Origin of the sequence: Acidobacterium sp. S8, assembly GCF_009765985.1 — a bacterium.
Lineage (GTDB): Bacteria > Acidobacteriota > Terriglobia > Terriglobales > Acidobacteriaceae > Alloacidobacterium.
In genome coordinates this window covers 65196-89917 of record NZ_LMUM01000022.1, presented here as the reverse complement: position 1 = coordinate 89917, position 24722 = coordinate 65196, and the positions used below count along the sequence as shown (strand labels likewise).

At 51.0% G+C, this 24722-nt stretch carries 18 protein-coding genes and 1 pseudogene; 7 read left to right on the top strand and 12 right to left on the bottom strand.

The annotated features are described in order from the left end of the window. The first annotated feature begins 771 nt into the window (after nt 1–771). The 3 genes from GSQ86_RS08190 to GSQ86_RS08180 all read left to right on the top strand — a co-directional run bounded on the left by GSQ86_RS08190 (nt 772) and on the right by GSQ86_RS08180 (nt 4098). Nucleotides 772–1815 carry a glycosyltransferase family 1 protein gene (locus GSQ86_RS08190; RefSeq protein WP_158749474.1) on the top strand — a complete coding sequence of 348 codons (1044 nt, stop codon included), beginning with the start codon at nt 772–774 and terminating at the stop codon, nt 1813–1815. Beyond that, on the top strand, nt 1812–2930 hold the full coding sequence (locus tag GSQ86_RS08185) for a glycosyltransferase (RefSeq protein WP_158749473.1): 1119 nt from the start codon (nt 1812–1814) through the stop codon (nt 2928–2930). The genes GSQ86_RS08190 and GSQ86_RS08185 overlap by 4 nt, the downstream gene beginning before the upstream one ends. A gap of 79 nt (nt 2931–3009) precedes the next feature. Next, a complete protein-coding gene (locus tag GSQ86_RS08180; RefSeq protein ID WP_158749472.1) occupies nt 3010–4098 on the top strand; it encodes an acyltransferase in 1089 nt (362 codons plus the stop codon). Nucleotides 4099–4138: 40 nt separating this feature from the next. Here the strand turns inward: GSQ86_RS08180 and GSQ86_RS08175 are convergent, their stop codons facing one another. The 12 genes and pseudogenes from GSQ86_RS08175 to GSQ86_RS08120 form a co-directional block, all read right to left on the bottom strand. Then, the gene (locus GSQ86_RS08175; RefSeq protein WP_158749471.1) at nt 4139–5113 is read right to left on the bottom strand and encodes an NAD-dependent epimerase/dehydratase family protein; all 975 of its coding nucleotides are present in this window, start codon (nt 5111–5113) and stop codon (nt 4139–4141) included. An 18-nt stretch (nt 5114–5131) separates the two neighbouring features. Beyond that, nucleotides 5132–6316 (bottom strand): glycosyltransferase family 4 protein, encoded by a 1185-nt coding sequence (locus GSQ86_RS08170; protein ID WP_216841055.1) that lies wholly within the window; start codon nt 6314–6316, stop codon nt 5132–5134. A gap of 605 nt (nt 6317–6921) precedes the next feature. Continuing rightward, nucleotides 6922–7260 (bottom strand): annotated as a pseudogene (locus GSQ86_RS23830) (glycosyltransferase); the annotation flags it as partial. Continuing rightward, a complete protein-coding gene (locus GSQ86_RS08160; protein WP_158749468.1) occupies nt 7257–8132 on the bottom strand; it encodes a glycosyltransferase family 2 protein in 876 nt (291 codons plus the stop codon). The gene GSQ86_RS08160 and the pseudogene GSQ86_RS23830, both read right to left, overlap by 4 nt. A 1-nt stretch (nt 8133) precedes the next feature. Continuing rightward, nucleotides 8134–9441, bottom strand: coding sequence for a flippase (locus tag GSQ86_RS08155; RefSeq protein WP_158749467.1), 1308 nt, complete (start codon nt 9439–9441; stop codon nt 8134–8136). A 100-nt stretch (nt 9442–9541) separates the two neighbouring features. Further along, nucleotides 9542–10915, bottom strand: coding sequence for an O-antigen ligase (locus tag GSQ86_RS08150; RefSeq protein ID WP_158749466.1), 1374 nt, complete (start codon nt 10913–10915; stop codon nt 9542–9544). A 121-nt stretch (nt 10916–11036) separates the two neighbouring features. After that, entirely contained in the window at nt 11037–11915 is an 879-nt protein-coding gene (locus GSQ86_RS08145; RefSeq protein WP_158749465.1) for a polysaccharide biosynthesis/export family protein, read from the bottom strand. Further along, nucleotides 11902–14151 (bottom strand): polysaccharide biosynthesis tyrosine autokinase, encoded by a 2250-nt coding sequence (locus GSQ86_RS08140; protein WP_158749464.1) that lies wholly within the window; start codon nt 14149–14151, stop codon nt 11902–11904. Before GSQ86_RS08140 ends, GSQ86_RS08145 begins: the two co-directional genes overlap by 14 nt. Nucleotides 14152–14328: 177 nt before the next feature. Beyond that, complete coding sequence (locus tag GSQ86_RS08135; RefSeq protein ID WP_158749463.1) at nt 14329–16602, bottom strand: DUF5696 domain-containing protein; 2274 nt, start codon at nt 16600–16602, stop codon at nt 14329–14331. An 80-nt stretch (nt 16603–16682) separates the two neighbouring features. Then, nucleotides 16683–19280 carry a DUF5696 domain-containing protein gene (locus tag GSQ86_RS08130; protein WP_158749462.1) on the bottom strand — a complete coding sequence of 866 codons (2598 nt, stop codon included), beginning with the start codon at nt 19278–19280 and terminating at the stop codon, nt 16683–16685. A 400-nt stretch (nt 19281–19680) separates the two neighbouring features. Then, nucleotides 19681–19836, bottom strand: coding sequence for a DUF3309 domain-containing protein (locus tag GSQ86_RS08125; RefSeq protein ID WP_158749461.1), 156 nt, complete (start codon nt 19834–19836; stop codon nt 19681–19683). Nucleotides 19837–19926: 90 nt separating this feature from the next. Continuing rightward, nucleotides 19927–20637, bottom strand: coding sequence for a uracil-DNA glycosylase (locus tag GSQ86_RS08120; protein WP_158749460.1), 711 nt, complete (start codon nt 20635–20637; stop codon nt 19927–19929). Nucleotides 20638–20732: 95 nt separating this feature from the next. On the opposite strand from GSQ86_RS08120, the gene GSQ86_RS08115 reads away from it, so the two are divergent. From GSQ86_RS08115 to tig, 4 genes are all read left to right on the top strand, one after another. After that, on the top strand, nt 20733–21941 hold the full coding sequence (locus GSQ86_RS08115; RefSeq protein WP_158749459.1) for an aldose 1-epimerase: 1209 nt from the start codon (nt 20733–20735) through the stop codon (nt 21939–21941). 69 nt (nt 21942–22010) lie between these two features. Further along, nucleotides 22011–22586, top strand: coding sequence for a hydrolase (locus GSQ86_RS08110; RefSeq protein WP_158749458.1), 576 nt, complete (start codon nt 22011–22013; stop codon nt 22584–22586). A gap of 168 nt (nt 22587–22754) precedes the next feature. Then, entirely contained in the window at nt 22755–23006 is a 252-nt protein-coding gene (locus tag GSQ86_RS08105; RefSeq protein ID WP_158749457.1) for a CPCC family cysteine-rich protein, read from the top strand. Nucleotides 23007–23252: 246 nt separating this feature from the next. Continuing rightward, nucleotides 23253–24644, top strand: coding sequence for a trigger factor (tig, locus tag GSQ86_RS08100; protein WP_158749456.1), 1392 nt, complete (start codon nt 23253–23255; stop codon nt 24642–24644). Nucleotides 24645–24722 lie beyond the last annotated feature (78 nt).

Here is a 24722-nt window from a genome sequence, read left to right as displayed (position 1 = left end):
GCCAGACTCTTCTGACTGCGCTCAACACTCTGACTGTAATTGAAAAAGTTACACCGATGAGACACTACCGACCTTCCCTGACGCAAGCGACTTGAAAATCTTGGAGGATGAACACCATTTGAACACCATTAAGGATTCACGCAAGCCGGAATGTACTACATCCAGGAAATCTTCATTGCCAGAAAGAGATGCCCGGAACGCTAAATTCTTTATTCTCGTTTGACAGCTATCTTCCCAAGCTGAATGTCGCCGGTTCGATCCCGGTCTCCCGCTCCAAAAAGCTAACGACTGCAATCAGGCCGGTTTCAAGCTTGCACATCCGAAAGGCCAGGAGCTATGCTTGATCAATCATTTACCGAAGTGTAGATTGACTCTCAGATTGTTATTGAAATAAACTAACGACAGAGAAGATGCAACATAGATATTCGCAGCATTCAAGCGTGATATTTGACCTTTACCCTTTGTTTAAGCTACTTAAAGTAAGATGGGCTCGTTGATCCATCAGCAACACGCCTCGACAGAAGGCCTGAGGCTGTTGTCCTGCCTTCCGGAGTCTTTGATTAGGCTCATACAAGAAACTAGTAAGAATCAATGCCATGATATCCAATCTTGTGAATCAACTGTTAGTGTGAAGACGAGTTGAGCAGGAAAAAGCAGTGACAGTGTGATCGACTTTAACCTCCAAGATGTAGCTTGGACTAAGACTCACCATATCCCTCAGACCAAATCAATTCTTCTCGAGGTCTCTTGCATTTGAGAGATGGAGATAACTTGTCACTGAACCCTCGTATTCTGGTAAACAGTCGCGTTCTTACGCTCAAATCCAATGGTCAAAAGCGAGTAGTTGAGGAATTGATTCGACGTCTCCCTTCACTGACCCCCATTGCTCCACCAATCAAGCGCGCTTCTGGATTACAAGGCCATATTTGGGAACAGCTCTACCTGCCTCTCCGTGCGGGCAAGAATCCTCTCTGGAGTCCTTCTACATCTGGACCAATCATGCATCGTAATCACGTAGTGACAATGCACGATTTAGCATTTATTGATATTCCGCACTATTTCAGCAAATCATTTGCGCGTTGGTACGCGTCCATGACTTCGGCTTTGGCGCGGTCTGTCCGCCATATCGTGACCGTCTCTAACTTCACCAAGAAGAGAGTGATAGAAAGGTTTGGAGTTGACAGCGATAAGGTAACAGCAATCCTCTTAGGAGTAACGCCAGCATTTCGCACACGTAGCCATGAAGAGATTACAGAGGCTTTATCCTTGTATGGCATTGGAGACCAACCGTATATAGTCGGCTTTTTGGGCACGGACCCCCGCAAAAATACAATTAAGCTCACAGAGGCATGGAGTCAGTCATCGCTCGCGAAGGAGGGTGCAAGATTGGTGCTTTTCGGGCGAGCCGCTAATCAATCCGTATTCGCTACTGGCAAACTCCCGGAAAACATGAATGGCATTATTATTGTCGGAGCTATTGATGATTCCTCCCTCGCTGCGCTTTACGCGGGTGCTCAAGGATTTGTTTTTCCAAGTTATTATGAAGGATTTGGTCTCCCAGTCGTCGAAGCCGCTAGCTGCGGCTGCCGCATCGTGACGTCAAATCTTAGCTCGTTGCCCGAGGTTAGTCCGTCTGATGCAATTCTGCTCAATCCATCTGACACCCATGCCATCAAAGATGCAATCCGGCATCTGTTTGCAACCCCCGATACGCATCAGGCCAGGATCAGCAGGATAGAAGAGATGAAAAAATTTAGTTGGGATCGGGCAGCAACTCAGTACTCGAGACTCTTCGATGAGGTACTTTCTGCATGAATGATCGCCGCAAAGTGTATCTAGCTGCTGAGGCAGCAGGTGGTGTAGCTCGTCATGTTATTGATCTGTATTCCGGGCTGAAGAAAAAAGGTTGGCCAACAGGACTGATTCTCTCAACTACCCGGATGGAATCGACATATAAGACAGAGATACAGCATATTCCACCATCCGATTTGCTGATCCTGCCGATGGAACGCGGCCCCCACTGGAGCGACGCAGTAGTAATTGCCCAGCTCAAAAGACACTTCCAGAAACAAGGAAGATGTCGTTTACTGCATGCTCATTCCACCAAGGCTGGGCTTTTAGGAGCAGCCCTGCGGCCGTGGGTTCACAAGAGCCTCTATACGCCTCACGCCTACCGAAGTGTTGATCCAAGTCTTTCCACCTTAAAGCGCGGCCTCATTCAGGTCGTTGAGCGCACATTCAGTCGCACATATGATCGCGTGATTGCTGTAGCGCCCGCCGAATACGATCACGCGATAAAACTTGGAATTCATCCGGCAAAGGTCCGTCATATTCCCAACGGTATTCGACTCGACCGTTATTTCAAGAATCATGCTCTCCCGTCAAAGTGTCTTTCGCAAGCTCTTACAATAGGATTTGTAGGAAGGCTTGCATTTCAAAAAAATCCGTTACTTTTCATAGATGTCTTGTATAAAATATCAGTCGTTCAGCCTGATGTGCGCGCCATTATCGTTGGAGATGGCGCACTCAAAGCTGAAATGTTAGCTGCCGCACAACGGTATGGCCTCAATGGTCAAATCGATTGGCGCGGTGCAGTATCCGCTGCTTCAGTCTTTCAGGAGATGGACATCCTCATTCATACAAGTTTGTATGAGGGGATGCCATATACATTGATTGAAAGTGCTGCATGCGGAGTTCCCGTGATTGCCACTCGGAACGACGGATCAACTGCTATTCTTGGAGATCTTCTGCCTGAGGCTATAGTCGATTCATTTGACAGCAATGACTTAGCCAGCCGCGCACTCTCGATTTACATGAAACCGTCAATTCGCAATGATCACGTGCATAAGTTGAAATATATTGCGGATAGATTCTCCCTAGATCGAATGGTAAATGACATTGTGGTTGAATATGAACATTTATTAGGTTAATGCCTGTACAGATCCTGCTTGTCATTAGACGATAAACACCTACTCATCAAACGCATAGTTACAGGCGGCTAGTTTTTCGATGAAATCATCTATCAACAGACGAATTGGAACGATCCAAATACTTCGAGCGCTCGCTGCGTCTCTTGTAGTTTTTCATCACTATGCCGAGGATATCCAGCAGTACTCCTACCGGCCATCGTGGATTGTCCATAGCGGTCTTGGCTTGCTCGGGGCATCTGGCGTAGATCTATTTTTCGTCATTTCCGGATTCATTATGGTGTATACAAGTTCGCGAAAAGGTGGCACCGATGATGCAGTTGATTTCCTAAAGAAACGCGTTCGAAGAGTTTATCCTCTCTATTGGATCTGGACAACTGTGTTATTAGTTCTATGGCGTACCGGTATAGCATTTAAAACACACACATACTCGCTACTATTTATCATCAAATCATATCTCCTCATACCTGCGTATAACGATACCGGCTATCATCCCATTCTTCCCCAAGGCTGGACGCTATCCTTTGAGATGCTCTTTTATCTGATATTTGCTGGAGCTATCTCACTCAGGCTGAGTCGTCTAAAAATAATCGCTATTATAAGTAGTTTTGCACTTCTACATGTGGTCAGCTTTTATTTACCCGATGGTAGTGGGTTTCAATATCTCTTTTCGCAATGGATTATTTTAGAGTTTGCATTTGGGATGATCGCCGCAGAAATTGTGCTTCGCCTGCCACAGAACAACAAATGGTGTTCCAACCGGGTCCTACCGGGTGCCTTAATCTGCCTAGGAGCCGTATCGCTAGTCAGCACTATTTTCCTTCAAGTTCCCCCGCAAGGACGCTTTTGGGCTTATGGAATTCCGAGCGCTTTGATCGTAATGGGTGCGGCCTTGTGGAATGAGGAATCATCACATCCCATCCTTATATATTTAGGCGATGCATCCTACTCCATCTATCTCATCCACGGCATTTTTTCAGCCGGCTACGGCATGGCATTGAAACATATTGCAGCGTTTAATAGAGTGCCAGCTGACATATCCATCGTTGTTGCTTCGCTGATAACAATTGCAGTCACGTCACTTGGCTATAAATTCATTGAAAAGCCGCTGCTGAACCTACTTACTCGCAACAAAAATATATCTGAGCGGATTCCTGTTGCAGCGAGATAATGAGCCTACCTCGCTGCAATAGGACCTACTACTTGACGGCCTATTTCCCATAAAACTCACGGTACCAATGGACGAACTTTGGTACACCTTCCTCGATGCTCGTCGATGGCTCGAAGCCAAAATCCTTTCTCAAGAGATCGATATCTGCGAACGTCTCTTTAACATCACCTGGTTGTATTGGTTCAAAGATAATGTTCGCCTTCATTCCGAGGCTCTCTTCAATAACGCCTATAAATCGCATCAGAGATTCCGAACGGTGATTTCCGATGTTGTAAATCTGATATGGAACCCCACTACCGGATGGATGTCTGTCCACCACCGCGATGATTCCTTTCACGATATCAGCGACATAGGTAAAATCACGCCTCATGTCGCCGTTGTTGAAGACTTTGATCGGCTTGCCGTCTAAAATCGCCTTTACAAAAAGAAATGCCGACATGTCTGGACGACCCCAAGGCCCATAGACGGTGAAAAACCGTAGACCAGTCGTCGGGATCTGAAAAAGATGGCTATAACAATGCGCCATCAGCTCACAGGATTTTTTGGTAGCAGCATAGAGCGAGATTGGGTGATCCACTCGATCCTCAACCGAAAACGGCAGCTTTGTATTTGAACCGTATACGGACGACGAGCTTGCATAGACAAAGTGCTCGCACAGTTTCAAGTTGCGCGCCATCTCGAGCATTACAATTTGGCCGGTGATGTTGGAGTGCGTATATGCATAGGGATTTTGGAGCGAGTAACGAACTCCAGGCTGTGCCGCCAAATGAACAATGCGCGTTATGTCCGGATGATGGGCTGCCATTTTTTCTACTTCTACTCGATCAGCAATATCGGACCGGTAGAAAGTAAAATTTGGATACTCAGAGAGTAACCGCAGTCTAGCTTCTTTCAAGGAAGGGTCGTAGTAATCATTCACCACATCGACACCAACGACCCTGTCTCCTCGGTCAAGCAAACTCTTGCAAGTATGAAATCCAATAAAACCTGCGGCCCCTGTAACAAGATAAGGCATACATCTCCTAATAGTCGTTCACTGATTTGACTTAATATCGGTCCGGTAGACAGATCGGTAGAGGCTTGTTATTTTCGTCTCGCTGAAACGATCCAATGCAATTGCATCGAGGAATCCCCCCCCCCGCCAATGTTGTACATTCAGCAAGGCGCGATTCATGATTGCTCCTAAGGCGTGAGCGTTTGTAGCCCTATAGATCTCAACCACTTTTCCGAGATTTGCTATTTCTGGAATTCCACCAGAAGCCGCGCAAATTGCACTTTTTCCCGCGGCAAAAGTCTCGATCAATGTGCGTGGTAAAGGCTCTGGCCAGATTGAGGAGACTATCGTCGTATCGATCGATTCGTAAAACCGTTGCGCACCCACAAACCCAAGCCACTCAATTTTAGGATCATTATATTTTTGCTTTAAGTTATTTACATAAACGTCGAGCCCGGCACCTGCTATTAGTAACCGCCAGTTGGTGTTTGTAAGATATTTCGTGGCCTCCAAGACGATATGAATTCCTTTTTCATCCTCTATTTTCCCGATATAACCAAATACTAATGTGTTGTCAGTGGGATTTCTGGGAGCAAGATTGGCAATGCCGCCTGCAATATTGAAAATTACTGTTGACGGAACTCCGGAAAAATACCCACAGTCTGTATGCGACTTTAGAACATAGGCGCTGTTGGAAACTACCGTATCTACAATCTGCGATGCCTGTCGACGATTCATCGTTAGCGCTTTGCAGTCCAAGCAGCGCTGTTCACATAGAGCCCCATCGCGAAAAAGTGCACAGCGGGAACAAAGCATATAATAGTCGCGGAGGGTATGGACCAACCGAATGCTGCGTGTCCTTGCCTCACTCCAAACAGCAACAGAAAAGCCGAGAATGTTATTCGTATGGACAACATCTGGTTTCTCCTCATCCAAAATTTCTGCGACACGTTTCGCAGCTTTACCGTTCCAGGCGTCGCCGATATGCCACAAGAGGCGAGATGCCTGCCCCGGCTTCTCGGTAAGGTGAAACGGCCAATAACGATTATCCATCGGCAAACGATATACTCGAACGCCGTTTAACATTTCGACGGATTTTTCCATCCCCGGATGCAGGGAAATTACAGTTACTTGGTCTCCCGAACGGACGAGGGCTTCCGCCAATAGAGAAACAGATTTTTCTGCGCCACCAAATAAGATTGGCGGGTACAAAGTATTCACCATTAGAATATGCATCTTATTAGCTTTATGAAAAGGTGGTTGGATTAAAGCTCAATTGTCTTACCCATTCGGCCTGTCAAGCCATCGAATAAACCGAGGAAAGTATTTCTTAGCTTCTGAAGTCGAGATTTTTCTACGAGTAGGATCTTTATGCTGTCTTTAATAGAGTCATTCAATAACTGGAAACAATAGCGTGGATACTGCCGCCAGTAAGATTTAATAATCCACACTCTATTTCGTGTTATATAGTAGCGGCGTTTTACGTTGTGATGCGTAGTTGCGAACAGGTAATGCTCGCCAATATTATGGCGGCGGCGTTCCCCCAAAGAGTGAAGTAGACTTGCATTTTCAGACGAAATGATCTTATAGCCGCGACAACCGATACGCAGACAGTATTCATAGTCTACCTGGTCAATAACGAGCTCTTCGATAAAATAGCCACACTCTCCAAAAACAGAGAGAGGCATGAGGCTACCTGAGGTTCGCACTACAAGAATCTCACCGTGTTTTGTTCTCTCCACTGGCATCTTTCTTCCAGAAAAGCGATCGATATAGCTCGGCACGATAATTCCAATGTGCTCGCGATCAGTTTGGATTTGATAAGTGGCAAACAGTGATTCGATAAACTTATTTTCCACCGTACTATCTTGATCAAAAAGTACTACCCATCGAAATCCGCGTTTCTCTGCCCACTTCACGCCTTTATTAAGCGCCGCAGCAATACCCAGATTTTCTCCATTTTCTATAAGTGCGAAGCTTAACGCGGTACTTGCCAATCGGAATGGAGCAAAAGCTTCCGAGGGTGACCCATTGTCCACAACCACAAGTCCTTCCACCTGCGGACGCACCTTGCGCAGATTTTCCAGAACATCCAGATGTGGCTTGAAGGTCACCACAACGGCACATACACTATTCAGAGAGGCAATTGAATCATTGATGGTCGTCATAGTTCCACAACCTTTCCCATTCGTCCCGTAATCGCATGTAACGTACCACGTAAAATATTGATGACCTTCGTAAAAGAGTCTTCTTCAGCCAGCACGACCTTAGCTGTATCTTTGAGCATGGCTACGAGCGCTGAATAGCACCATTGTGGATGCTGTTTCCAGTACCTCTTTACCATGACAAGCCGATTACGTGTGATGTAATAGCGACGTTTTGCGTTATGGTGGGATGCGCGAAAGCTGGCGATTCCGTATGCGTGGTGCGTTCTAGGCGCTCCCACTGCGTGATGTAAAATCGCTTGCTCGCAAAGTGCGATTGTGAAACCCAGCGAACGCGCGCGGAGACAATATTCGTCGTCTACTCGATCGATAATGAGGTCTTCTTCAAACTCTCCGCACTTCTCGAATATATTGAGGGGCATCAGGCTGCCTGAGGTAATCGCGACCAAAGGAGTGCCGTCTACGGCAAACGCGGGGGCGCGCCACTCGCCATTAGTTTGATCTATATGCTTTGGGGTCACAATTGCAAGGCAGTCAGAATGAGGGTGAGACTGGTATTCCCGAAGCATTGCGCCTATAAAGCCATCGGTGATCGTGCTGTCTTGATCGAAAAGAACAATCCAGCGATAGCCTTGGGATTGCGCCCAACGAACGCCAATATTAAGCGCGGCAGCAATTCCCAGATTTCTTCCATTTTCGATCAGCGTGAAATCCAGCTTTTGGCTTGCAACATGGAATGGAGCGCGTGCCGATTCTGATGAACCGTTGTCGACAACGACTAGTCCCTGCACCTGCGGTCGCACCTTTGCTATGTTGCCCAAGACATCTGCTTCAGGGCGGTAGGTGATGAATAGGGCGCAAACATCGTTTGTCATGCTAGGACTCCGTAACTTCGACAATCACGGCGGTTTCGTTACGACTGATCCTTCTTGAAGCCCAGAGCAATATGATTGGATTTAATACTGCGAGCAAACCATCTGCGGCAACACTCGACCATGCTGCTCCAATCCACCCATAAGCAGGGATCCACAAGAAGTTCAGCACAACGTTGACAGCCGCGGCAAGAAATTGAGCCGCAGTTCGTTCGTTTTGATAGCCTGAGCCCGTTAACGCACTTCCGGTCATACGATGAATACCACGCAAGAGCGGAAGCCAGCATAGCCAGCGAAGTGCAACAAGCACCCCTGAGAAGTCCCGGCCTACGATGTGGGGAACAACTGGAGCGAGCAACAAAGTCCCCGCAGCAATGACAAAACCGAGCAAAATCGAGATTCTCACCGATTTGATCACAAGCCGGATGACGGGGCTCATACCTTCTCGGCTCAATTGAAAATAACGCGGTAAGATTGCGGAATCCATGGCAACGATCGGTGTCGTTGTAAAATCGATGATTCGATAGGCGAGAGTGTAAAATCCATTCTCTCTGTTAAGACCGTAGTGGCTCAACATGGTCTTATCAATGTCGTTATAAACCGCCTGCGTAGTGCCAGCAAACGAAAAGCTGAAACCTTCCGGAATACGGCGCAGTATCAACTTCGGGCTGCACGAGAAGGACCCGATCGCCGACCGAACCCAGATGATCGACACTACCGCGGCACAGGCCGAGGCGCCAAGCACGCCATAGGCCCACTGGACCGCCGTTGCATGATGCAGCGTGAACTGCATGACTAACAAGATGAGAAATCTTGCCAGGTTGGCCAAGAAACTCAAGGTTGCGGTCAGGCGCATTTTTTCGAAGGTCTGAAAGACCATGCTAGCCAGATTGGCGATCTGACTGAAAAGGCAATTGGCGAATACAAGTACGACAAAGATCGATCGATGAGAAATCTTGGTAATTACGGGGCCAAGGAAGAAAAACACGACCGCAATCAATATGCTCATTAGGAAGGTGATGACCAGAGTGTTACCCCAATATACCCGCGCCTCCTCTCGATCGATAGTCACATAGCGCATGAATAGCATGCCAGCCCCAAGTGCGCTATATGGAGTGATGGCATTCACCAGCGCGAAGGCTCCCGCAAAGACGCCATACTCGTAAACTCCCAGCAGTCGTGCGAGCAAAATGAAGTAGCCAGCCTGCAGCAAAAAGTTTGCCCCTTGCCCGAGAAATATCCAGGAGGCATTGCGGGATACACGGTGTCCGACGATTCCTTTAATGAAGCTACTGATTCTGATCATTAACATTCTTATTTGCGTTCTCGTCCGCGTCAGATTAAATTATGCGTGTGCTAGCCACTCACTTAAGAGATACGGTACGCTTGAGGGGCGAATCCAATGACACCTATCAAGACTGGACTCCGGAACCATGAGTCTTAAGTAGGCTCACGGTTCCGGCGCTTAGTGTAAAGAGCAATAGAGCCGCGGTCGCCGCGGCAACAGCCTGGGTGAATAGCCCGACGCATAATAATGTTGAATAGTAGGCAGCCACAGCCGATATCAAGATATTTTTTTCCGACTCCGCGCGCTTACGAATTTCTTCCCATAACCGCCAGAGAATAGCCATCAAAATCATTAGCCCTACAATGCCAATGTGCAATATTGTGGCTAGATAGATGTTATCAATAGCAACAACGCTATTTGCGTTGAGTCGTTCGCTTTGGGAGATTCCAAAACCAAAAAGAGCGTTCGACCAATGGTCAGCACTAAACATGCTGAGATAGTACTTCCATTCGTTCAAGCGTTCCGTGAACGAACTAGTGTCCGTTATGGACAAATTGTTACCACCGCTCATCGAATTAGAGTAAGCATATATGCCTACAAGGAGCCCTATTAGCAGAAACGCAAAGGGTAACCATTTTGTACGACCTGATCGCTTTCCAAAAGTAAGCACCACAGATGTGGTCAGTGCGCATACTAAGCCAACTAAATCTGCGCGAGCCGTTGATATCCAACAGGCAAGAACGCTTAAAACGAGAAGAGGTAAGGCAACTAACAATTTGCGACGACGAGCGCACATAGCCAGCGCCAAGCAGGCGATTATCGTTGCAAATCCACCAAAACGTTCAGGATAGAGAAAGAGGCTAAAAGCTTTCACTCCCCCGTTGGGATTGTGCCAAATGCGCACCTGAAAATAGCCGTCGCTACTACTTGTGGCCACAATGGGCTGTTGTGTAACATATTGAGCAAAGCCCAGCCACGCACAAATTATGAACAGTGCCAGCAAAAGACGCATGATTAGCCGATCAGATATGTTCAAAGGTATAGATAGTGCTAGAACGTTCAGGATCGGCAATAGATAAAAAGTGTTATAGGATATCAATATATCTGTGACTTCTACATCCAAAACAAAATACTGATATAGTGCGGCAATGATCAGATAGGCAACAAACACCAGAGCAAACTTCGAGAGCCTAGGATTTCTGATTCTGCCGCGTAGCAGTGCCGCAGCGGAAAGCGCTAGTAGTAGAGTTATTTTGAATACTACCGTGCTGACGGGCGTGCTACCTCCGGTAGCTAATATCTGCAGTTGGTAAAAGGCGGCATCAGCCAGAATAAATGGCAGGCAAAATAGTACTGTTAGACGGATCCCTAGGAATACATCGCTACGGAGTTCGTGGATACCAGAGACTGATTCAGCCCCATGTTTCCCGGACAAGTAAGTCGTGTTGACAGGCCCTTCGCAGGTGTCGCCTTCTACCGATACTGGCTCATAATACATGTGTTCAATCCGGTCTAGCCTAACCAACGACATAAGCAATCAAGACTTATCGCTCGCGGAGCTCCACAATCTATTGGGGCTCAGACAACACGAAGTTGCCATGCAGTCGTGTCTTTATTGCTTAGAACTGATAAATCGCAGCTGACGATGCAGCAGCGACGATATTCGTGATTCCCAGCATTGCGTTCCGCAAGTAGCTAAAGGGAACATAGATAATATCGTCCGCTTGAAGAGGCATATCTGCCTTCTTTCCCTTCTGCATATCACTGAGAGGCAGAGGAATTTCGATATATGTGCCATCTGCCTGCCTGCGTACTAGGCGTGCATCCGAAGGGACCGCCGTCGGAGGAGTCCCCCCGGCAAAGGCAATAGCTTGCAAAACGGACAACTTCGAGTCATTCGTTGACATAGGGAAGCCGCCGGGCTTGCGCAAATCCCCCAAGGCATAAATTAGATCGACCTTTGGAACTAGAATCGTATCCCCAGGATAGATCTGAATATTTTCGTCGAGAGCCTTGTCCGAATGATTTGAAAGATTGTACCGTAGCCGTTCTTTTGTTTCTCGACGCTCAATAGTGATTTCCCTATTGGCCAGATCGGTAATCCCTCCCGACAGCGCCAATACATCCAGAATGGAACGAGGTGTACCTATAGGATAACTTCCTGGCGCCCGTACCTGACCAACCACAGTCACATTCTCTGTCGCTGGCTGCTCAATAGTCACGCTGACGTGAGGTGTCAAGAGATAATGTCCTTCGACAAGAGCACGCTGGATTTCATTTGCTGCTTCTGCTGGAGTGAAGCCGGCGATTTTTACATTGCCTCCCACAATCAACGGGACAGCGCCTGCATCGGTAACGCGTACACTCTGCTCTAACTCGGCAGCTTCGAGTACCTTTACATGGACCAAATCTCCGGGGCCTATCGTGATGCTTTCTTTCTGCGCGCGGCAAAAGGCTACAAATAACAATGCGAGGCAGAAAGCCTTAAACATTTGCATCGCGATCCTCCTGGTTGTCGTAGCCGTATTTTTTACCCCCATAGTAACCGTAATAACCATAGTAGGCCGCCGAATGCAGGGAAATGTAGTTCAACACAATGCCTATAGCAGGCTTTGCTGTATCCTTGCTATGCAATTGCAGCAACTTATAGGCGCGCTGCAGCGCTATTCGAGGAGTTACTCCGGAGCGGGCGATTAAAACAGTCGCGTCTGCGAATTGCTCGAGCAACTGCGCGTCGGTAACCGGGAGCACAGGGGGAGAATCCACTAGTATAAAGTCAAAACTTTGCCGCCACGATTCAATCAATGCCTGCATACGTTGAGAGCCTAGCAACTCCGAGGGATAAGGGGGGACCGGTCCTGCGGGCAAGATGTATAAGTGCGGGTGATTCGGAATTTCTTTAAACTCTACATCAGCACTATCTCCTGCAAGCAGCACGCTCAGTCCATTTTTACCCTCGATCCGCAAGCGCCTCGCCAGGACGGGCCGACGCATGTCCCCCTCAACTATTAGAACCTTCTTGTTAAACTGGGCTAACGAAGCAGCTAGATTTAATGTCAAAGTCGATTTGCCTTCGCCGGGGCTTCCACTTGTCATCAAAATAACCTGAGGAGGTCTGCCGCTTCGCGAGATCAGTAACGTAGAACGAAGGCTGCGTATAGCCTCACCGAATGCAGAATAGTTAGAGTCAAGTAGAATTGGCCCCTCGCCGCGCTTAGCATCTTCAATCGCGGGAACAATTCCCAGCATCGGGAGATGCATTGCTTCGATCTCCTCGGTACCTTGAATTTTGTTATCGATCGCTTCCACAGCTAAAGCCGTGCAACCGCCAAAAAATCCTCCAAGGAATACACCTAAAGCCAGATACAGAGGAACCTGTGGCTTACTGGGTTTGGCGGGAGGACGTCCGGGATTGACCATCGTAATATTTGACGAGTGAAGTCCTTCAACAATGCCAGCCTCTTTCAGACGCTTGAGAAGATCGCGATAGAGCTCCTGGCTCTGATCAGCCTCTTTAGAGAGAATGGCATATTCGATACTCTTGTCGTTGAGTTTTTCCGCAGCGCTTCTGTCCGCATCATAGGTGCGGCGTGCTCCATCTTCAGCTCTCACGGCAATTTCCGAGTCATTCTTCGCCCTCGCAGAGAGGCGACCAATCTCATCCTGAATAGAGCGCTGTACACCATCAAGTGCTGCACGCTCTTCTATCAACTTCGGATAAGCTGAACCAAACTGAGATGAGTCCTGATCGACCTGCGACTTGAGCGTCGCCTCCTGAGTCCGAAGACTTTGAACCAGGGTCAGAGAATTCGTTATCCCCTGACTGGCTCCCCCCATCGAGGTTCCACTGAGCTGCGAAATTAATTCCGCATTGCCAGTCTTTGCCACCTCATAGACAGATTGCTTGAGAACACGGTTCATTTGAGCCTGAGACAACTGGGCAGTAGACGCCTGCAACCTATCGAGGACCGGACTGAAGATAACAGGCTTCCCCTCTGGATCTGTCCCTCCAACGCCAAAGATTCCGCTGCCTTGCTGCAATGCGACTACCTTAGACTGCAGATCCTCCGTCTGCTTGCGCAGATCACCCAGTTGACCCTCGAGCCACTCCGAGACGTCATTGGTCGCCTTGAACTTTGTCTGGAAGCTATAATCAACCAATGCCTGAACCAAATGATTGACTACTGCTGAGGCAACTTTAGGATCCTGGTTGGTATAGTCGACCTCGATCAACCGCGTTCCAGCAATCACCTTCACCTTTAAGTAACCCTGAAAAGTGGCGAGCGCATTTCTCTGGCGGCTTGGAGAGTCATCGAAACTTGCGGCCGTTGACTCAGAAGGACCTGCAGGACTCAGCAAACCCATTAACCAGCCAAACGGATTGAAATGAGACCTGAAGTCTCCGTTTTGCTCTAAATTAAGTTCCTTAACAACCTTCAAAGCAAGCGTGTCCGACTGCAGGATATCTGCCTGGGTCTGCAAATCGACATTGACAGACAACGTGTCAGAAGCGCCGCCAGATGCTGCACCCATGAGATCATCAAGGCCTAGGCTGTCTGAAGACTTCTGCAGTTGAATTGTGCTGCTTGCCGTATATCTACGCGTCGTGACGACGCAGACAACAACCGCAAAAAAGACGAAAATCAGAAATGCAAGAACAAGAATTCGTCTTCTGCGATCAAATACTCTAAGAAGGTCACGTAGAGTGGGATCCTGGTCGGGGATAGAACTCAAACGTCCTGGCTCCTTGATACTTTAAGTTGTAGAGTTCTAGTTGCAGGTGAACTGATATGTCACTACTACTATATCAGATCGGCGAATCCACTTACCTTTTGAAGGGCATGCGGACTCAGTCGTTTTTGGTATCTTTAGAATAACCTATTTCGAAATTAATTGGTTACACAAAAACGATTACGGCTGCAAAGGGATAATTGCAGGTTCGGCTATCCAAGAGTAAGTGCTTGCCCAATTGAGGCTCAGACTCCACCAGCCGTTCGGCTCTGGTTTAGGCGTTAGAGACATACCATTTCCCCCCTCACTCTGGACTAGCGATGGAGCCGGGAGAAATTTGCCATTCAACTCTACGTTAGCTTTTCGATTCCCAAAGGATCGCAGCACCCAGCGGCCTGATTCTGACCGAAGAGAAATCATCGCATTCGTCCGGACCATGCCGAAATCAATCACCTTTCGATCTCCGTTGAGGCGTGTGTTGTCTGAGGAATTTACAGCGGTCCCAAGGTCCTGAGGATTACGCGCATTAGCAAAAATCGAAGTAGGGGTCTGAGCAAAATCGCAGATCGTAGCTCCGCAAAGAGCAGTGTATGCCAGAACATCTTGTCCCTTCGCAACCCAGCCATACTGAGGTATTGCATAACCATCCCACTGCATCGTTGAAGCAGCCGCGTTCGCAACCACTTGAAGACCGTTCGCGTATTTCACCATAACCCTGTCGAACTCTCCCGCTATTGCCGCGTCCGAAGATGACGTCCAGTTTTCACCCACCATGTAACGAATCGTGCTGGCGCGCTTAGTTCCATACCGTTTGGCCACTGGAGCAATCAATCCCGTTTCGACCATGGCGTAAGGAATATTGTCCCAATAGGGCGTGGTCACGAATGGTGCATGCCCATAAATGACCTCCTGCATTCGATACGCATCGAAGTCGGTGGTCGTCATAGTAGACGTACCGGACTTCGTCCAGCGCGCATAGTAGCCCATTCCATGATTTACCTGTAGCGGATGGATGCGCAGCAGATCAAAGTCGACAAATAGAGCAAGACCCGCACCCTCCTTCAATGGTGTGTCGCCTGTGCCCAGTTGAGCTTCGACTCCATCCAACCTGCCCGTGTAGTACCAGTGATTCAGTCCTTCTCCGAGTGCAGGGCCTCCGTATGTCTTTCGCTCGTACGACCAGAGATCATCAGCAGCCTTGAGCCACGCCTGCATTGTCCCGCCATATGGTACCGCTGGATCCATATCGCGCTTGTTATAAGGGGTGACTGCCGAATTTACGTCGAGAAACGAAGCATTTGTCCCGTAAAGCTGCTTTATATGCGGAGATTGGGTGGAAGCATTTTTTACCATCCAAGAAGGCTTCGCCTGGAATGACTGCACTCCGTTTCCTCTGTTGAACCACGCGAGTGACCGCTGACCGTCACTCTTCGATGCGACGCCCGCGGGATCAAAACCCTGATAATTCGGATAATAATCAATGTAGTTTTCGTGCAACGCCATCAAGCAGCCATCGGACTTTCCCGCATCCACGGCCGCTTTGAGCATCTCGTCGCCTCCGAGACTCTCGTTGGCGGGGTAGTGCTGCGGCAGCTGGTTGTCATATCCACCGTGCTGCCAGTTATGAATGATTCCGACACAGTCCGCCACGCCGTCTCCTCCCAGCGTCTTCAGGCCGTCGCGAATCCGGGCAAAACTACCGCTCCATATATCGAGAACCGTTCGCCCAGCCAGCTCCGACATATATGGCGAAGCCGGACCAGGCAGGGAGGGAAAAACATCGTCCACATTCGATGAGTCAGCAATCATCAGCTTCTCGTGTAACTGGACAAGGGAGCCGTCGGTGCGTGGATCGTACCGTACCTGTGAACCATTGAAAAAAGTCCCGTGCGTTTCTTCAAAGTCCCACCACGCGTTCAGAAATGACTTCAACGTGGTCGAGTACCATACGTCGCTGGAATAGTAGGGGACGGCGATCTTACGCGCCGACAAGGGGGCAAAGAAAGGACCGAAATCCGCTGACGTAATCCCTGGCTTGTCTGCATCGAGGGTGATGGCAAGTGTGTTAGCTGTCATGGTGCTGTGAACGACCACGTGAACCTGCGCGCCTGCAGCCGAGTAAGTGATCGTCTCTGTAGAGGGATTCGAACCTTGATTCACAGAAGTGCAGATTAACTTGCCCGATCCGGCGTGTACTAAGAGATTCAGCAGTTGCTGACTACTGCTTCCGGCGTTGCCCTCCGGGTGTACGACCTGGCCCAGCGAATCTGTGCTTCCAACCTGCGGCGGCACAAAGGCGATTGGCACCGTTCCTTCGGCTAAGAATACCGCCGATTGATTTTTTTCGCTCGTATTCCCTGTTACAGGATGCTCCGCTCCAAACATACCCGAGGCCGTCAGGCACAGTCCCGCGATAACCATCATCCGTCCAGTCCAATCAGGAATTATTCGCATGATCCTCCGCTATATCGCTTTCTTATTATGCGACATGCGAAGCTTTGGACACTGGCTCTCTTCTCCTCAAAAAACATCTCTCAATCGCTCGGAATGGGCCAGGCATATGTCTTGGCATTCACCATCGGAAGCTGCCAATACTGTCCCTGCGAAATCGGCATTACCTGTTGCACATTTCCGCCCACAGCTTGAACCGTGACAGGCACAGGAAAGCGCGAGCTGTCCAGAAGTACCGTTACCGCTCGGTTCCGCGGAAATGAACGTAGCACCCACTGGCCGTTCTCCTGGTCGACAGAAACCATGCCGTCGGTCTGGATCGAACCAAAATTGACAACAGAGCCCGCGGCATTCAGCCGAGGATCATCCTCTTCCACAGGCGGCGGCTCCAGATTCATCACGTTGCCACCTTGGCTGATTATCAGATATCCCACGATATAGCGTTCCGTACCATCATCTATACCTGCCAGATGTACTCTGTTACCGGTATTAGGATCGTATAGTCCCATCCGGATCGAATCCTTACCGTCCGGTACAGAAGACGGCACCGGCACCGTCCATGGTCCGTCGGTCAGCAGAGTATTCGGAACCCAACTCGAAGTTGGAGAGGCGGTCTCGTGATCGTCCTGAAAAACAATACCGGCATCTGTCTGGAGATCATCGTCGTTCACAAAATGAACGAACACCTCATAGTTCGACGCAACTTTTTGGAAGACTTTCCAGTTGTACAAAATGGAAAGTTGCCGATAGGCCTTCGGCTGCACACTTATAGCGGATGGTGCCGCCGGCGCAACGCCGATGCGCAAATCCGATTGATTGCGTGCATTCGCAAACAGCGAGGTCGGCGTTTCCGCATAATCACAGATGTTTCCGCCGCACATAGCCGTATAGGCCAGCAGTTGATTACCCTTCGCGACCCATCCGTACTGAGGCACCGCAAACCCATTCCACAAGACCGGAGTCGAAGACGCATTCGCCGCAATGCTCAGTCCATTGTTATAAGTGACTTCTACGGTTGCAAATGTGCCATTTCGCGCTGCCTGCGAGGGGCTTACCCACGATCCATCCATTGCATATTGAATGGCAGAAACGTGGGCCGTTCCGTAGCTCGCGGCCACCGGTGTGACCAGTCCACCTTCCACAAAGGCATGCGTTACGTCATTCCAGTTCGTCGTATCGACAAACGGCGCGTGGCCGTATGCGATCTCCTGCATGCGGTATGCGTCCATCTGCTCTGTGCTCGTAATGCTCGATCCGCTATGAACCCATCGACCGTAATATCCCATTCCATGGTTCACCTGAAGCGGATGCATGCGCAACAGGTCGAAATCCACGAATAGAGGTAGATTTACGTCGGTTCCTAATGGATATCCATCACCCAGCTGCGCCTCGACTCCGTCGAGTTGGCCGCTGTAATACCAGTGATTCAAACCCTCCCCGAGCACCGGCCCTCCATGTGTCTGCCGTTCATAGGCCCAGAGCGATGCATTCGCCTGCATCCAGGCTGTGAGACTGCCCGCATTTGGCTGCCTGGCGTCCAGATCACCATGCGAGGAAATCGGGGCAGCCGAGCTTACATCGAGATAATCCGCGGTCGTTCCGTATCTCTGGTGAATGATCGGCGACTCCATCGCAGCGTTCTTCAGTATCCACGAGGGCTTGGCCGAGTAGGATTGAATGCCAAGACCATTTTTCCAGCTTGCGAGCCAGTCACCGTCGCTTGTAAGTGAGACTGCAGCTGCATCGAATTGCGGGTAATTCGGATAATAATCCACATAATTTTCATGCACCGCCATCAGACAGCCGGAGCTTTTGCCGGCGGCGACGGCAGATGACAGGGCCGGATCTCCTCCGAGGTTGGGATTAGCTGTATAGTGCTCCGGCAGCGCATTATCATAGCCAGCGTGCTGCCAGTCGTGAATGATCGCCGCGCAGTTCTTTAACCCGTAGTCTCCCAACTCCTCGATCCCTTGCTGGACCGCGGAAAATCCTGCCGTCCAGATATCGATCACCATGCGTCCCGCCATTTGTGACATGTAAGGAGACGCCTGATTCCCTGGCGATGGCAATACCTCATCGACATTCGGCGACATAACCACATTGAGTTGCTCATGCATCAACGCGAGCGAACCATCGGTCCTGGGGCTATATTGTGCATCCGTAGCGCTCAATATCGTTGAGCCTGTGCTGTGCCAATCCCACCAAGCATTCGCAAAATCGCCAGTTGCCGCCATGTACGAAACTTTTCCATCGTAATAGGGAACGACGAGCGGTTGTGCCTCGAGCAATGCATTCCATGTCCCAGCGTCAAGGGAAGAAATCAGGGGCGCATCCGCACTCATAGATACGGTGAGCTGTCCCTGGCGCTCAACAGGCGTCAAGGCAATATGCAGCGGCAGGCCGCCTACTTCGTATGCAATAGTAAGCATCTGGTTCGCTTTATCCCATGCAGCTGATACGCATCTCATCGTGCCAAAAACGCTTCGAACCGCAGGACGCAATACTTCTGTCGGTGTGCCATTGGAGGCCACGATTGTGAGCGACCCAAGCGAATCGGTCGAGCCAGGTACAGGCGCTTCCCACTGGTATTGAACGTTGCTGGGCTGCGTCTGCTGCGATCCCGACGATGGAACGACACCTAGAGAAGCGCTGGCGCTCATGCCATTGCAAATTGCCTGCACGGTCGAATTTCCAACCGCAAGAGCCTGCACCTCACCAGTCGACGCTACGCTTACGCGGATACATCGGAACTCTGCCAGCTGCACCCGGATATGGAAGCACTGCCGTTCATCGCGTGAAGCTGCGCACTTTGTCCTACAACAAGCGTTGCAGAAGATGGACTGATGCTCAGTGGCTGGCTGGTTGACTGTGTCCCAAAACCCGGATGGGCTCCACACCCCGCAAGCAGAACGGAGAGAACAACGCCTGGAAATCCGAAACCAGTCTTGACTTGGAAATGAGAGTACCGGCGCTCCATGTCGGGACTATCGGCATGGTCGCGGAAGTCATGATTTTATCGTGCAGGGGATCGACGCAGTGACCGTTCGTCGCATCAGGAATTCCCAGAGAGGAACAGGAGGTTCACACCACATTCAACAGCAGCAGCACAATCACGATCAGCAGAATCAGCCCCAGGCCGCCGCTCGGATAATATCCCCAGTTTCGGCTGTATGGCCACGCCGGAAAAGCGCCGATTAACATAAGCACCAGAATTACGATCAGGACATCAACGAGCATCTCTTCCTCCAGAAATCCTCAAACCGCTGACTCAGAAGATGCCCTTCTTCCTGCGAAAAGATGCCCGGCAAACACAGACACACCGCCGTCTTACTTCGACTCCGCCAGTTCCCTCGCCCGCCTGAAGATCTGCAGGAACATCAACTTTGTCAACTTGCCCGTATTCGTATTCTGCAGTGAAGGATGGTAGCTCGCCAGCAGCCAGCGATTATCCGGCACTTGATACTCAACGCCATGTCCAAATTGCAGCTCGCCACGTTTTTTAATCTGCCCGGTACGAATCAGATGCGCTACAAAACCATCGAACGCAATCTTGCCCAGACACACCACCACCCGCAGCCGCTGAAGCGCAGCAATTTCCGCATCCAGAAACGGGGAGCAGTTCCTCAATTCCTCGGGCAACGGCTTGTTATCCGGAGGCGCACAACGCGCCACGCTCGTAATCCACGCATCATGCAGCTTCATGCCGTCATCTCGCGAAATCGCTCGCGGCTGCGAGGCATACCCGGCCTCATACAGCACCGGATAAAGAAATTCGCCCGAGCCATCGCCGGTAAAAGGACGCCCTGTGCGATTCGAACCATGTGCGCCCGGCGCCAGCCCCAGAATCAACACCCGCGCCCGCGGATCACCGAACGCAGGCACGGGCCGTCCCCAATATGTATGGTCAAGATACGCGCGTCGCTTTTTCTCGGCGACATCCGCGCAGTAAACGCGCAAACGCGTGCACAAATTGCAATCCACAATGCGCGCATTCAGAGCTGCCAGCGCATCCCCTGATGATGATTGTTTTCCGGCCACACCTTGATTCTACTTTTCCGTACGCCATCACGTAGAATGGGTTCGCTTCAGAAGCAAACGTTTCCTAATTCGCAATGAGCATGAGGTTCCCATCTATGTCCGTTCCCTATCAACGTTGTCTGCTGGCCGTCGCCGCAGCGACGCTGCTTCCTGTCGCCGGGTGCAACAAGCCCGCGCCGCCCGTACAGCCGGAAAGCGCGTCCCAGCCTCCGGCTGTCGCGCAAGTCGGAGGTGAAAATATCGTTCAGTTGAAGCGCACGGCAACATCCAACGGCGCAAAGCCGGAATTTCTCTCCGCCACAGTGCTCCCCGGCCGCGGCATGAATCTTTTCCAGATCACGGCCAACGTCCCCGGCAAGGGTGAAGTTCAGGTCTTTGCTTCGCCTACTGTGGAAGAAGCAGCCGGAAAGCTCAACGGCGGCGAACTCGATCAGAATGGCAATGCCAGCTTCTCCTTCGGCGGCGCGTTCCTCGTGCCGTATCCCAACCGCATCCGCGGCAAGCTCTCGGCTGACGGCAAGACCATCACCACCGAATGGAAAGGTAAGACCATCACGCTGCCAGCAAACTGGGCCGGTAAAAAGCCCGGCGCAGAAAAACATGCGATGCACGGCCTCATCCTCGCCGACAAAACCGACGACGTAAAAACCGAAACTTCGCCTGACGGGCAGACCATCACCGGCGTCATTCATGCAGGCAACTTCGGTGGATACTGGCCTTCACAGACCGACCTGAATTTCTCTATTGCGCTTAGCGGCGATGCGGTCGAAGCTAGCATCACTGCAAAGAATGTCGGCAATGAAGATGAGCCGATGGCGATCGGATGGCATCCCTATTTCAACATTCCCAGCGGCAACCGTCAGCAGGCGCGCCTCCATATCCCGGCTGAAAAACTTGCCCAGGTCAACAATTATGACGATGTCTTCCCCACTGGCAAGATCGTTCCCGTCAAAGGCACCAAGTACGACTTCAATGCCCCTGATGGCGTCGCGCTCGACAACAATTTCCTCGACGACAACTTCTCAACCCTCAAGCGCACCGACGGAGCCGTGGTTGTCAACGTTACCGATCCGGCTGCAAACTACGGCATCCATATCGAAGGCGAATCGCCCGAAATCAAGACCGTGCAGGTCTACGCTCCGCCTGAGAAAAACTTTGTTGCCGTCGAAGAACAGTTCAACTTCGGCGACCCCTGGGGTAAGGAATGGAAGGGCATGGACACCGGCAAGGTCACCCTTAAGCCCGGACAGTCGGTGACCTGGAAGTGCAAGCTCGCACTCTTTACCCCGCCTTCTGCGAAATAACGCCACCTAAAATACAAAAGGCGGACGCGGTTTGCGTCCGCCTTTACCTTTTTCGCGTCAAATGTCGTTATGACGTCTATTTCCCTCGACCCCAAAACCACCGCTCTTGTACTCATTGATCTGCAGCACGGCATCGTAGCCAGACCGGTCGCACCTCACTCCGGCCAGCAGGTTGTCGAAAACAGCGCGCGTCTTGCCGCCGCCCTGCGCAAAGCCGGCGGAACTGTCATGTATGTGCATGTACTCATCTCCGAAGCCCTGATCCTGCCCTCGGATTCTCCCACGCGTGATCCCAATGCGCCTCCCCCACCGCCTATCGCCTCCGAGCTTGTACCCGAGGCCGGCATGCAGGAAGGTGATGTCATCATCGCCAAACGCCAGTGGGGCGCCTTTTACGGAACCGGACTTGAGCAGCAGCTTCGCCGTCGCGACATCCAAACCATCATTATGGGTGGAGTCGCTACAAACTTCGGCGTCGAATCCACCGCTCGCGCAGCCTTCGATCAGGGCTATCACCTTGTATTCGCAGAAGATGCCATGAGCAGCGTTTCAGCTGAGGCCCATCAGTTCGCGATACAGCAGATTTTCCCGCGCATGGGCCGCGTCCGCAGTACAGAAGAAGTGCTAGCCTCGCTCGTCAAATAAGGTCGATCATCGAGTACCTCCTAATAACTAGAAAAAGTCGTCATTCTGAGCCGAAGGCGAAGAATCCCCGTAATTCCCGATTTGAGACTTCGTCTTCAACGGGTCATCAGAACACGCCTGATCGAAATTTTCCCGCGACTCAGCCCCAGAAATCGCGTCTCAAGCTACATGGATTCACTTGCGCGTGTGCGCTGTCTCTGCTGCGGTTTCAAAACTCTCGATATCCCCGACTCTCTCGGCCTCTGCCCCGTCTGCTGGTGGCAAGACGATGGACAGGACGATAGCGACGCCGATCTGGTGCGCGGAACCGTCAACGGTGAACTCAGCCTCACCGGCGCCCGCAGTAACTTCCAGCTTTTCGGCGCCGCGCATCCACGCTTCGCCAGCCACGTTCGCAAACCTTTACAGACAGAACTGTAAGTAGTTTTCCCAACCGAGCGCAAACAATAAAACGCGACCACCGGGAGCGCCAAAACCACCACGCACGAGAATGGCGCCCAAAGGGCGCGCCCCGCTCGACGCGCAGTCGTTTGATCTTCTATTGGAAGGCACTTAACATAGGAAGAGAAGGTCTCAGGCTTTACGTGGGCTGTATCTCAGGCGCGACAGGAAATCTTTGCAACAATACCAGCCTGCATTGAGACAACGAAATCTGGAAGGCATCAAGTGAGTTCAGCAGATACTATCGAAACCACCCCCAATCCCGAGGCGACCGCTGCTCCCGCAGAACATGAGCACGGCCACGATCACGTCCACGACCATGATCATGAGCACCATCAGCACGGCCCCAGCCTCAATCCCGAATGCACTCGCGAAGTCGAGATTGAAATTCCAGCCGACGAAGTCTCGCGCGCATTCCGCACCGTGACCAAGCGCTACCAGAAGCAGGCGCGCATTCCCGGCTTCCGCGCCGGCAAGGTTCCCGAGTCGCTCATCCGCACGCGTTTCGCTGACGGTCTGCGCCAGGATGTCGTCGAGTCCGTTCTGCCCGCGCACTTCCGCGAAGCCATCGATAAAGCTGGTTTCAAGCCGATCTCCCAGCCGCAGGTCACTGATCTTCACCTCGAAGATGGCCAGCCGCTTAAGTTCAAGGCCGTCTTTGAGATCCTACCCGAGTTTTCCATCGCAGGTTATCAGGACGTCAAGGTAGACAAGCCAGACACCGAGCTCACCGATGCCGAATTCAACGCCGAGCTCGATCGCGTCCGCGACTCCCGCTCCACTATGGAACCGGTCACCGAAGAGCGCACTCTCGTCGATGGCGATTGGGCTCAGATCACCTTCAAGGGCGCAATCCAAGGCGAAGCTGAAACCGAGCAGCCTCTTTCCGGCGACGACGTCATGATCGAAGTCGGCGGCGCGAACACCCTGCCCGCCTTCAATGAAGCCCTGCGGAACTCCAAGCCCGGCCAGGAACTGAAATTCGAAGTCAGCTATCCGGAAGACTTCGGCGAACGCCGTCTCGCAGGCAAAACTGTCTCCTATGACGTTGAAGTTAAAGGCATTAAGAAAAAGATTCAGCCTGAGTTGACCGACGAGTTCGCCAAGGAAATGGGCGAATACGAAGGCCTTGAAGACTTCAAGCAAAAGTTGAAAGATCACCTGGCAAGTGATAAGAAGCGCAGCATTGAAGGCCAGACACGCGACAAGATTGTCGAAGCCCTCATCGCCAAGTACCAGTTCCCTGTTCCCGAATCGCTGGTCCAGCAGCAGGTCGATGCCCGCCTCGATCGCGGCCTCCGCGCCCTGGCCCAGCAGGGCATGGCGACGGAAGACATGCGCAAGCTCGACTTCAACCGTCTTCGCTCCGCACAGCGTGACTCAGCGGTGAACGAAGTGAAGGGTTCGCTATTGCTCGACCGCATTGCGGACGAAGAAAAGATTGAAGTGACTGATGCAGAAGTAGATCGGGAGCTTGAACTGCTCTCGCTGCAAATGCGTGAGCCGCTTGATACTCTGCGCCAGCGTTTGACGGACGACGGCAGTCTCGCTAGAATCCGTGAACAAATCCGCAGAGAAAAAACGGGTAGCCTGCTTTACGAAAAGCTCGCCTCCTAAGAAACGTTCACCCTCTGGCCGATGCCAGCACGGAAACGCATCGGCCCCGGTTCAGCACTATCGTAATGGAGCGCATGC